This is a genomic window from Mesorhizobium sp. M1A.F.Ca.IN.022.07.1.1 (assembly GCF_003997575.1).
GTDB lineage: Bacteria > Pseudomonadota > Alphaproteobacteria > Rhizobiales > Rhizobiaceae > Mesorhizobium.
In genome coordinates this window covers 1-9,535 of sequence record NZ_RZST01000231.1, presented here as the reverse complement: position 1 = coordinate 9,535, position 9,535 = coordinate 1, and the positions used below count along the sequence as shown (strand labels likewise).

10 protein-coding genes and 1 tRNA gene are annotated in these 9,535 nt (G+C 65.4%); 8 read left to right on the top strand and 3 right to left on the bottom strand.

Annotation, left to right across the window (positions count from 1 at the left end; translation table 11 throughout):
• The 4 genes from EOA75_RS22410 to EOA75_RS22395 all read left to right on the top strand — a co-directional run.
• The coding region (locus EOA75_RS22410) for a substrate-binding domain-containing protein (protein ID WP_164747497.1) at nt 1-522 on the top strand (522 nt) is incomplete at its 5' end.
• Between the two features lie 105 nt (nt 523-627).
• On the top strand, nt 628-2,130 hold the full coding sequence (locus EOA75_RS22405) for a sugar ABC transporter ATP-binding protein (RefSeq protein WP_067323572.1): 1,503 nt from the start codon (nt 628-630) through the stop codon (nt 2,128-2,130).
• Entirely contained in the window at nt 2,127-3,143 is a 1,017-nt protein-coding gene (locus EOA75_RS22400; protein WP_095776729.1) for an ABC transporter permease, read from the top strand. The genes EOA75_RS22405 and EOA75_RS22400 overlap by 4 nt, the downstream gene beginning before the upstream one ends.
• 16 nt (nt 3,144-3,159) lie before the next feature.
• Nucleotides 3,160-4,161 carry a substrate-binding domain-containing protein gene (locus EOA75_RS22395; protein WP_127325183.1) on the top strand — a complete coding sequence of 334 codons (1,002 nt, stop codon included), beginning with the start codon at nt 3,160-3,162 and terminating at the stop codon, nt 4,159-4,161.
• A gap of 170 nt (nt 4,162-4,331) precedes the next feature.
• Here the strand turns inward: EOA75_RS22395 and EOA75_RS22390 are convergent, their stop codons facing one another.
• Nucleotides 4,332-5,390 carry an ornithine cyclodeaminase gene (locus EOA75_RS22390; RefSeq protein WP_127325182.1) on the bottom strand — a complete coding sequence of 353 codons (1,059 nt, stop codon included), beginning with the start codon at nt 5,388-5,390 and terminating at the stop codon, nt 4,332-4,334.
• A gap of 2 nt (nt 5,391-5,392) precedes the next feature.
• On the bottom strand, nt 5,393-6,325 hold the full coding sequence (gene rocF, locus EOA75_RS22385; protein ID WP_127325181.1) for an arginase: 933 nt from the start codon (nt 6,323-6,325) through the stop codon (nt 5,393-5,395).
• Between the two features lie 132 nt (nt 6,326-6,457).
• Between rocF and EOA75_RS22380 the strand changes: the two genes are divergently transcribed.
• Together EOA75_RS22380 and EOA75_RS22375 are read left to right on the top strand one after the other, a co-directional pair.
• On the top strand, nt 6,458-6,898 hold the full coding sequence (locus EOA75_RS22380; protein WP_127325180.1) for an Lrp/AsnC family transcriptional regulator: 441 nt from the start codon (nt 6,458-6,460) through the stop codon (nt 6,896-6,898).
• 227 nt (nt 6,899-7,125) lie between these two features.
• Nucleotides 7,126-7,419 carry a hypothetical protein gene (locus EOA75_RS22375; RefSeq protein ID WP_127325179.1) on the top strand — a complete coding sequence of 98 codons (294 nt, stop codon included), beginning with the start codon at nt 7,126-7,128 and terminating at the stop codon, nt 7,417-7,419.
• Nucleotides 7,420-7,486: 67 nt separating this feature from the next.
• Here EOA75_RS22375 and EOA75_RS22370 read toward each other — a convergent pair.
• Nucleotides 7,487-7,561: transfer RNA gene (locus EOA75_RS22370), tRNA-Gly, on the bottom strand.
• Nucleotides 7,562-7,769: 208 nt separating this feature from the next.
• Here EOA75_RS22370 and EOA75_RS22365 point away from each other — a divergent pair.
• Together EOA75_RS22365 and trxA are read left to right on the top strand one after the other, a co-directional pair.
• A complete protein-coding gene (locus EOA75_RS22365; protein ID WP_095799582.1) occupies nt 7,770-8,267 on the top strand; it encodes a prolyl-tRNA synthetase associated domain-containing protein in 498 nt (165 codons plus the stop codon).
• Nucleotides 8,268-8,352: 85 nt separating this feature from the next.
• Nucleotides 8,353-9,348 carry a thioredoxin gene (gene trxA / locus EOA75_RS22360; RefSeq protein WP_067323585.1) on the top strand — a complete coding sequence of 332 codons (996 nt, stop codon included), beginning with the start codon at nt 8,353-8,355 and terminating at the stop codon, nt 9,346-9,348.
• Nucleotides 9,349-9,535: the final 187 nt, after the last annotated feature.

Here is a 9,535-nt window from a genome sequence, read left to right as displayed (position 1 = left end):
GCCTTCGTCGGGCCGGACAGCCGCGCCGGCGCCAAGCTCGCCGGCGGCGCGCTCGGCAAGGCGCTGGGCAAGGGCGGCAAGGTCGTCATCCTCGAAGGCAATCCGGAAGCCGACAACGCCAAGCAGCGCAAGCTCGGCTTCGACGATTCGGTGAAGGAGCACGGCCTCGACCTGCTCGATTCGAAGACCGCGCATTGGGAGACCGAGGAAGCCAACACGCTGATGACCAACTTCCTGACGCAGCACCCGGACATCCAGGGCGTGATGGCGGCAAACGACTCGATGGCGCTCGGCGTGGTCAAGGCGATCGACGCGGCCGGCAAGTCGGGTCAGATCAAGGTGGTCGGCTTCGACAACATTCCGGCCGTCGGCCCGCTGCTCAAGGAAGGCAAGATGCTCGCCACGGTCGAGCAGTATGGCGCGCAGATGGCGGCCATGGGCATCGACTACGGCCTGCGCGAGCTTGCCGGCGAGAAGTTCTCGGGCTGGGTCAAGACCGACGTCAAGCTGATCACCGCCTGAGGCGAGCACAGGCGCCGGGACTCCCTCTGGCGCCATCCATTCGCTTGTCTCATCATCGCCGCCGGCAAGCAGCCGGCGGCGATGAGCGCCATTCAAGATTGCTGCATGGACGATGTGGTTCTTTCCCTTGAAGGGGTAGGAAAAATCTTTCCCGGCGTGGTCGCGCTGAGCGACGTCTCGCTGTCGATCGCGCGCGGCGAGACGCATATCGTCCTCGGCGAGAACGGCGCCGGCAAATCGACGCTGATCAAGCTCTTGGCCGGCATTTACCAGCCGGACAGCGGGACGATCGCCTTCAACGGCCAGCCCTATCAGCCGAAGACGCCGCATGACGCGCAGCTAAGCGGCATCCGCATCGTGCACCAGGAGCTGAACCTACTGCCCTATCTCAGCATCGCCGAGAACCTGATGCTGGAAAACCTGCCGCGCCGCGCCTTCGGCATCGTCGACCGCAAGGCGCTCAACCGGCGCGCCGTCGCGCTGCTCAAGGAAGTCGGGCTCGATGTCGATCCGAGGACGCGGGTCGAAGCGCTTGGCGTCGCGCAGATGCAGCTGGTCGAGATCGCCAAGGCGCTGAGCTACGACAGCAAGCTGCTGGTGCTCGACGAGCCGACGGCGACGCTGACGCCGCCGGAGATCGGGCGGCTGTTCGCTATCATCAAGCGGCTGAAGGCCAGGGGCGTCACCATCATCTACATCTCGCACCGGCTGCACGAAGTGTTCGAGATCGGCGACCGGGTGACCATCCTGCGCAACGGCAGGCTGGTCGCGACCCGCGACCTCCACGGCCTCAGCGTGCCGGATGTCGTGCGCATGATGATCGGCCGCGACATCGCCGACGAATTCGGCTTCGACGCCTCGATCGTGCCGGGCAAGGTCGCGCTCAGCGTCACCAATCTGAAGCGCAGCGCCGTGACGCCCGAAATTTCCTTCAACGTCCGCCACGGCGAGATCTTGGGCGTCGCCGGTCTGGTCGGCAGCGGCCGGACCGAAGCCATGCGGGCCCTGTTCGGCGCCGATCCGAGGCTCGACGGCGTCGTCGAGATCGACGGCAAGCCGGTGGCGATCACGGCGCCCAAGGATGCCGTGCGGCATGGGCTCAGCCTGCTTACCGAGGATCGCAAAGGCCAGGGCCTGCTGCTCGATCTGGCCGTGGACAAGAACATCACCATCACCGATCTCGGCAAGGTGTCGCGCCACGGGCTGGTCAACCGCCGGGCCGAAGCCGCGGCAGCGAACGATCTCATCGGCCAGCTGCGCGTCAAGGCAAGCTCGATCGAGCAGGCAGTGCGCAATCTCTCGGGCGGCAACCAGCAGAAGGTGGTGCTGGCCAAATGGCTGTTCCGCGGCACCTCGACGCTGATCCTCGACGAGCCGACGCGCGGCGTCGACATCGGCGCGCGGCGCGAGATCTACCAGCTTCTGTGGATGCTGGCGGCGGCTCAAAAAGGCATTGTCATGGTGTCTTCCGACCTGCCGGAGCTGATGGGCATGTGCCATCGCATCATCGTCTTTTCCAAGAACAAGATCGTCGGCGAGGTGCCGCGCGCCGAATTCGACCAGGAGCGTATCCTGTCGCTCGCCTACCAGGAGTATGTGCGACCATGAGCGAGACGTCCGAAACCCTCGTGTCGGCGCCTGTTTCTCCCGGCAGGGCGAAGTTCCTGCGCTTCCTGATCCGCGACGCCGGCGTGCTTCTGGCGCTGGTGCTGATCACGCTGTTCTTCTCGCTCACAGCGCCTTACTTCGCCACGCCCGGCAATGCGCTGAAGATCTTCGTGCAGATCGCCATCAACACGGTGCTCGCCGCCGGCATGACCTTCGTCATTCTCACCGGCGGCATCGACCTTTCGGTCGGCTCGGTGCTGGCGCTCTGCACCGTGGTCGGCGCCACCGTCATGATCGACGAAAGCCTGTCGCCGGCCGTCGCGATCACTTTGGCGCTGCTCGCCTGCATGGCGACCGGTGCTGCCTGCGGCTTCCTCAACGGCTGGATCTCGACGCGCTGGAAGATCCCGTCCTTCATCGTCACACTCGGCATGCTCAACATGGCGGCGGGCGCCGCGCGCGTGGTCAGCGACAATTCGACCATCACCGGCCTGCCGCAGAGTTTCGTCGACTTCGGCAATCTGATCATCGGGGGCTTCCTGCCGTCGATCTTCCTTGTCGCGGTGCTGGTGATCGCGGCCGGCTGGTTCGTGCTGCGCTTCACCGTGTTCGGCCGTATGATCTTCGCCGTCGGCACCAATGACGAGGCGGTGCGCCTCTCCGGCCACAATCCGGATTTCTACAAGGTTGCGGCCTTCACCATCAGCGGCCTGACGGCCGGCATCGCGGCCATGGTCTATCTGCTGCGCTTGAACATCGGCAGCCCGATCGCAGGCGTCGGCTACGAGCTCAATGCAATCGCCGCCGTCATCATCGGCGGCACCAGCCTCAGCGGCGGCAAGGGCTCGATCATCGGCACGCTGGTCGGCGCCTGCATCCTGCAGGTGCTCAGCACCGGGCTGCAGTTGCTCGGCGTCGGCGACAATTTCAAACCGATCGTGATTGGCCTTGTCATCGTGCTCGCCGTCATCCTAGACGCTTATCGGGAGAGGCTGTTGCGGAGGATCCGCTAGAGGGTCAGAGGGAACCATGACCACAATTGCCGATGTCGCGCGCTATGCGGGGGTGTCCGTCGCAACGGTCTCGCATGTGATGAACCGCACGCGTCATGTCGAGCCGGAGACGGCCGAGCGCGTGCGCGCCGCGATAACCGCCCTGCGCTACAGCCCGAACTCGCTGGCGCGGAGCCTGAGACGCGGGGAGACCAAGACCATCGGCCTGCTGCTCCCGGACAATTCCAACCCGTTCTTCGCCAGCGTGGCGCGCCAGATCGAGGATGCCGGCTTCGTGGCCGGCTATACGGTGATCCTGTGCAACTCGGATGGCAGCGCCGAGAAGGAAGAGCGCTATCTGTCGGTGTTGATGGCAAAGCAGATCGACGGGCTGATCTTCGCCGGTTCGTCAGACCATGCGCGGGTGTTCTCGCACCTGTCCGCCGCCCTGCCGGCGGTGCTGCTCGACCGCGAGATCCATTCTGTCCATGTCGATTCCGTGCTGGTCGACCACGATCACGGCGGCTATCTCGCCGGGCGCCATCTGGTCGGGTTCGGCCACAGCAAAATCGGCGTCATCGGCGGTCCGCGCGATTCGAGCTCCAGCCCGGCCCGCCTGCGCGGTTTTACCCGGGCACTCGCGGAGGCAGGTATCGACCTGCCCGCTTCGTCGGTGGTCGATTCCGACTATCATTTCGCCGGCGGACGCCTGGCGATGGAGCGGCTGATGACGCAGGCGCCGGAGATCACGGCGGTGTTCGCCTGCAACGATTTGATGGCCATGGGCGCCATCACCGCGTTGCGCACGCGCGGCTTGCGGGTGCCCGACGACATGTCGCTGATCGGTTTCGACGACATCCCCTATGCGGTCACCACATGGCCGCCGCTGACGACGATCGCGCAGCCGGTCGAAAAGATCGGAACGCGGGCGGTCAGCCTGCTGCTCGAGCGCGTCGGCGAGCCCGAGGCGCCGTCGCGCCGCGAGGTGCTGGCGCCAGTGCTGGTGGAGAGGGAAAGCTGCGCGGCTTTGCAGAAGTAGCGTGTAATCTGCCCCCTTGAGGGGGAGATGTCGCCGAAGGCGACAGAGGGGGTCGGTCCGACTGGGCTCGGCCTGCTGCGACAGATGGAGGTTGGCGCTCCACGCGAGGCGACCCCCTCTGGCCTGCCGGCCATCTCCCCCGCAAGGGGGGAGATCACGCGCTCATTCCCTCACGCGGCAGGTTGCATGGCGGCCCTCAGCAGCATGCCGAACAGGTCGCGCGGCTCGTCGGGGTCGGCGAGCAGGTCGAGCTCCTCGTAAAGGCCGGTCGCCTGGAGCTGGTCGCGAACATAGCGCAGCGCGGAAAAATCCTCCGTGGCGAAGCCGACGGAATCGAACAGCGTGATCTGCTCCTTCGCCTTGCGGCCCTCGGCCTGGCCGATCATGACCTGCCACAGCTCGGTCACCGGATGATCGGCGTCGAGCTGCTGGATCTCGCCCTCGATGCGCGTCTGCGGCGGAAACTCGACGAAGATGTCGGAGCGCAAAAGAATATCGCGGTGCAGCTCGGTCTTGCCGGGACAGTCGCCGCCGACGGCGTTGATGTGGACGCCGGAGCCGACCATGTTGTCGGTGAGGATGGTGGCGTACTGCTTGTCGGCGGTCACCGTGGTGATGATGTCGACGCCTTCCACTGCGTCCTGCCCGGTCGAACAGATGGTGATGTCGAAGCCCTTGCCGGCGAGGTTGCGGGCGCATTTTTCGGAAGCAGAGCGGTCGATGTCGTAGAGCCGCAGCCGGTCGATGCCGAGCAGCGCCTTGAACGCGACGGCCTGGAACTCGGACTGGGCGCCGTTGCCGATGATGGCCATGGCGCGCGACCCTTTCGGTGCCAGATATTTGGCGGCAACCGCCGAGGTCGCGGCGGTGCGCAGCGCCGTCAGGATCGTCATCTCGGTCAAGAGCATCGGATAGCCGGAGCCGACATCGGCGAGCACGCCGAAGGCGGTGACCGTCTGGCGGCCCTCGCGCATGTTCTTCGGATGGCCGTTGACATATTTGAAGCCGTAAAGGCGGCCGTCGCTGGTCGGCATCAGCTCGATGACACCGTCATGGCTGTGCGAGGCGACGCGCGGCGTCTTGTCGAACAGCTCCCAGCGGCGGAAATCCTGCTCGATATAGGCGGCAAGCTCGGTGAGGAAGCGCTCGACGCCGATGGCGAGCACCAGCTTCATCATGCGGTCGACGCTGACGAAGGGGACGATGGCAAGGCGGGACGGCTGGGTCATGGTCAAAGGCTTCCGGAATGGCTGCGGGTCGGACGGTCCATGATGCGGCGGCCCATCAGGCTGGCGGTAAGGTCGACCATCAGGGTCGCGGTACGGCCGCGTTCGTCGAGGAACGGGTTCAGCTCGACCAGGTCGAGGCTGGAGACCAGGCCGCTGTCGGAGAGCATCTCCATCACCAGATGCGCCTCGCGGAAGGTGGCGCCGCCGGGAACCGTGGTGCCGACGGCCGGCGCGATCGAGGGGTCGAGGAAGTCGACGTCGAGGCTGACATGCAGCAGCCCGTTTGCCTCTTCGATCCTGGCCAGGAAAGCGCGCAGCAGCGGGGCGATGCCGTGCTCGTCGATGGCGCGCATGTCATGCACGGTCACGCCCGCGTCCTTCAGCGCGCGGCGCTCGGCCGGATCGACGCTGCGCAGGCCCATGGTGCAGACGCGGGCCGGGTCGACTGCGGCGGGCAGGTCGGGGAAATAGCCGTTGAAGCCGGGGCGGCCGCTGGCATAGGCGAGCGGCACGCCGTGCAGATTGCCGCTGGTGGTGGTGTCGAGCGTGTGGAAGTCCGGGTGGGCGTCGAGCCACAGCACGAAGAGCGGCCGGCCGCGTTCGGCGGCGCGGCGCGCCACGCCGGAGACGGTGCCGGCGGAGATCGAGTGGTCGCCGCCGAGGAAGATCGGCATGGCATCCCTCGAAGCCGCGTAGGCGGTCTCGGAAATCGCCGCTGTCCAGGCGGAGATTTCGGGCAGCGCCTTCAGGGCGAGATTGCCATGAGCGACAGGGCGCGCCGCCGCCTTCTCAACCGCGCCCCAGTCCTCGACCTCATGGCCAAGCTCCGACAGCACCGAGACAAGCCCTGCGGTGCGCAGCGCGCTCGGCCCCATCTCGCATCCCATCCGGCCCGCGCCGTCCTGCACCGGCGCGCCAACGATCCTGCAGCGCATCACTTCTTTCCGCTTTTGCGTTTGATTTGCCGGAGTGAACCACCGCTGCCTGGCGGTTTGAATAGGGTAAATTGGCATTTCGAAAAGGCCGATCTATCATAGTGGGCATATCGGCTGTTCGAAATAGTCAAAATGGACGCGCTCGACGAGAGACTGGTGACGCTTCTGAGGCACGATGCGCGGCGCAGCGTCTCCGATCTCGCGCTCGATCTCGGCGTCTCGCGCGCGACGGTCAGGGGGCGCATGGAGCGGCTGGAGAAATCCGGGGAGATCATCGGCTACACGGTGGTGCTGCGCGCCGACGCGGTCGACCAGAAGATACGCGGCGTCATGATGATCGAGATCGAGGGCCATGCCGCGGATCGCGTCATCAGGGCGCTCGGCGGTTTTCCCGAGGTGTCGACCATCCACACCACCAACGGCCGCTGGGACCTGGTGGTCGAGCTCGGCACCGCCTCACTCACGGACTTCGACGCCGTGCTGCGTCGCATCCGGCTGATCCCCGGGATCACCGGCAGCGAGACGAGCCTGCTGTTGGCGACGCCGAGGACGACGAGGGCGAGGCTTGGGTAGAGCGGTTCGTTTTATGAAACGCCGAACCGCTCGACTTCCTTTTTTGCGCAATTCCGGACTGAAGGCTTCGGCGAGAGCGGCGAGCCGTTAGGGACTTTCCTGGAATTGTTCCAGCAAAGGCGCCAAACCGTCAGGAGTGGGCGGCAGGGCGCTTCCTTTCCGTCGCGACGTTCCTCTATTTTGCCCGGCCAGCATGGGCCGAGCCACACATCGCGGAGAGCAGCGTCATGCTGAAGACAATCGCGGCCGGCGTCGGCCTGGGCCTTGTCGGGTTCCTCATCGCGCTTTTCACGATGGGCGCAGGGCACGGAACGAACGTTCCCGGTTTCGTCGTGGTCCCCTGGATGATGCTGCTGATGATGGCGGGCGTTGGCGCTTTGCCTGGGCTGCTCGCGGCATGCGCCCAATTCACGATCTATATCCTTCTGATCCGCTCCAAGCCGTTGCTCGCGCTGCCGATCGGGATCGTTCACTGCGTCGCCACAGTATGGGGAATGGCGCGCAACGGAATCTTGTTCTGAAGGCTACAAACGCGAAAAAGCCGCGGCGAACCGCGGCTTTTCGTTTGCTTGATTCCCTGAAGGAAACTGGAGCGGGTGAGGCGATTCGAACGCCCGACCCCAACCTTGGCAAGGTTGTGCTCTACCCCTGAGCTACACCCGCTCGCGCGGCCTTGGGCCGCAAGCCGCGCCTATATGGCCGAAGAGCGCGGCGATTGCAACAGGGAAATGACGGTCTTTTTGGAGCTAGCTCTTCCTATAGGGAAGGTTGGTTTGGAGCCGGCGGATTGCGTTGGCCCAGCCGGGCGATCTTGCCCCAAGGGCATCGTTGGCCGTAAACGGCACAAGCTTTCCCGATGATGCGAGGACCGATGCCGAAGACCGAAGCCGAGCTTAACGCCTTTCTTGCCGATCTCGGCATTTCCGTCTCGACGGTGCGCCACCCGCCCTTGTTCACGGTCGCCGATTCGCAGGCGCTGCGCGGAGAGATCCCGGGCGGCCACACCAAGAACCTCTTCCTCAAGGACAAGAAGGACAATTACTTTCTCGTCACCGTCGGCGAGGAGGCCGTGGTGGACCTCAAGCAAATCCACCATCTGATCGGCGCCGCCAGCCGCGTCTCCTTCGGCAAGCCGGAAATGCTGATGGAGCTGCTCGGCGTCATTCCCGGCGCGGTTACCATCTTCGGCCTGATCAACGACACGGCCGGGCGGATCAAGGTGGTTCTGGACCAGGAATTGATGAGCCACGACGTCATCAACGGCCATCCGCTGACCAATGAGGCGACGACGGCCATCGCCGCCGCCGATCTCGTCAAATTCGTCGAGGCAACGGGCCACGATCCTGTTATCTTGAAAGTCTCGGGCTGATCGCCACATGGATGGCGAAACCGAAATCCGATAATACGCGCCGCACCCCCGAAGCCGGCGACGACGCGACCGAAAGGGCGACGACATGAGTGACAACAATCCGTTCAGCGGCTCATTTGGCGGCAATGCCGGCCAGTACGCCCAATCCGTGCAATATGGCGGGGCGGACCGCGGCAAGGTCTCGCTCGGCGAGGCGCCTGCGGCCACGGATCTCGTCAAGGACACGACGACCGCGACGTTCGCAGCCGACGTCATCCAGGAATCGCGCCGCCAGCCGGTGCTGGTCGACTTCTGGGCGCCCTGGTGCGGCCCGTGCAAGCAGTTGACGCCGCAGCTCGAAAAGGCGGTCAAGGCTGCCGGCGGCAAGGTCAAGCTGGTCAAGATGAACATCGACGACCATCCCTCGGTCGCCGGCCAGCTCGGCATCCAGTCGATTCCCGCGGTCATCGCCTTCAAGGACGGCCAGCCGGTCGACGGCTTCATGGGCGCCATTCCGGAAAGCCAGATCACGCAGTTCATCCAGAAGGTCGGCGGCAAGGGCGGAGGCGGCGCGCCGCAGATCACAGAAGCGCTGGCCGCGGCCGCCGAGGCGCGCGAGGCGGGCGACACCCAGACCGCGGCCGACATCTATGATGCGATCCTCGAGCAGTCACCCGAAACCATCGAGGCCATCGCCGGGCTCGGCGAGATCCTGTTCGAGGCCGGCGACAGCCAAGGCGCCGAGGCGGTGCTTGCCAGGGCGCCGGAGGACAAGAAGGACGCGCCGGCGTTTGCCGCGCTGCGCGCCAAGATGACGCTCGCGGCGGAAGCCGCCGCGCTCGGGAATCCGGCCGAGTTCGAACGCCGGCTCGCCGCCAATCCAAACGATCACCAGGCGCGGTTCGACCTGGCGATGGTGCAGAATGCGCGCGGCGAGCGGATGCAGGCCGCCGACAACCTGCTGGCGATCGTCAGGGCCGACCGGACGTGGAACGACGATGGCGCGCGTGCGCAGCTCTTGAAGTTCTTCGAGGCATGGGGGATGACCGACGAGGCGACGCTGTCAGCGCGGCGCAAGCTGTCGTCGCTGTTGTTCTCCTGAGCGTTTTGCCGGCTTTGCTGCTGGCCCCTTTTGCCAGGAGGTCTTGCGCAAGGCGCCAACTGCGCCAGATAGGCGGCAGCGGCTTGCCCCTGCCGGTTGAGGGTTTAAACAGGCTTGGGTTGCGTAAGAGGAGATCGCAGATTGATACGCTGCCCGGCGACGCTTTCGAGAGTTGAAGTGCAGGCGG

Coding starts and splice junctions, on each gene's coding strand:
- EOA75_RS22405 (WP_067323572.1), top strand. CDS start 628: ATGGACGATGTGGTTCTTTCCCTTGAAGGGGTAGGAAAAATCTTTCCC.
- EOA75_RS22400 (WP_095776729.1), top strand. CDS start 2,127: ATGAGCGAGACGTCCGAAACCCTCGTGTCGGCGCCTGTTTCTCCCGGC.
- EOA75_RS22395 (WP_127325183.1), top strand. CDS start 3,160: ATGACCACAATTGCCGATGTCGCGCGCTATGCGGGGGTGTCCGTCGCA.
- EOA75_RS22390 (WP_127325182.1), bottom strand. CDS start 5,390: ATGACCCAGCCGTCCCGCCTTGCCATCGTCCCCTTCGTCAGCGTCGAC.
- rocF (WP_127325181.1), bottom strand. CDS start 6,325: ATGCGCTGCAGGATCGTTGGCGCGCCGGTGCAGGACGGCGCGGGCCGG.
- EOA75_RS22380 (WP_127325180.1), top strand. CDS start 6,458: ATGGACGCGCTCGACGAGAGACTGGTGACGCTTCTGAGGCACGATGCG.
- EOA75_RS22375 (WP_127325179.1), top strand. CDS start 7,126: ATGCTGAAGACAATCGCGGCCGGCGTCGGCCTGGGCCTTGTCGGGTTC.
- EOA75_RS22365 (WP_095799582.1), top strand. CDS start 7,770: ATGCCGAAGACCGAAGCCGAGCTTAACGCCTTTCTTGCCGATCTCGGC.
- trxA (WP_067323585.1), top strand. CDS start 8,353: ATGAGTGACAACAATCCGTTCAGCGGCTCATTTGGCGGCAATGCCGGC.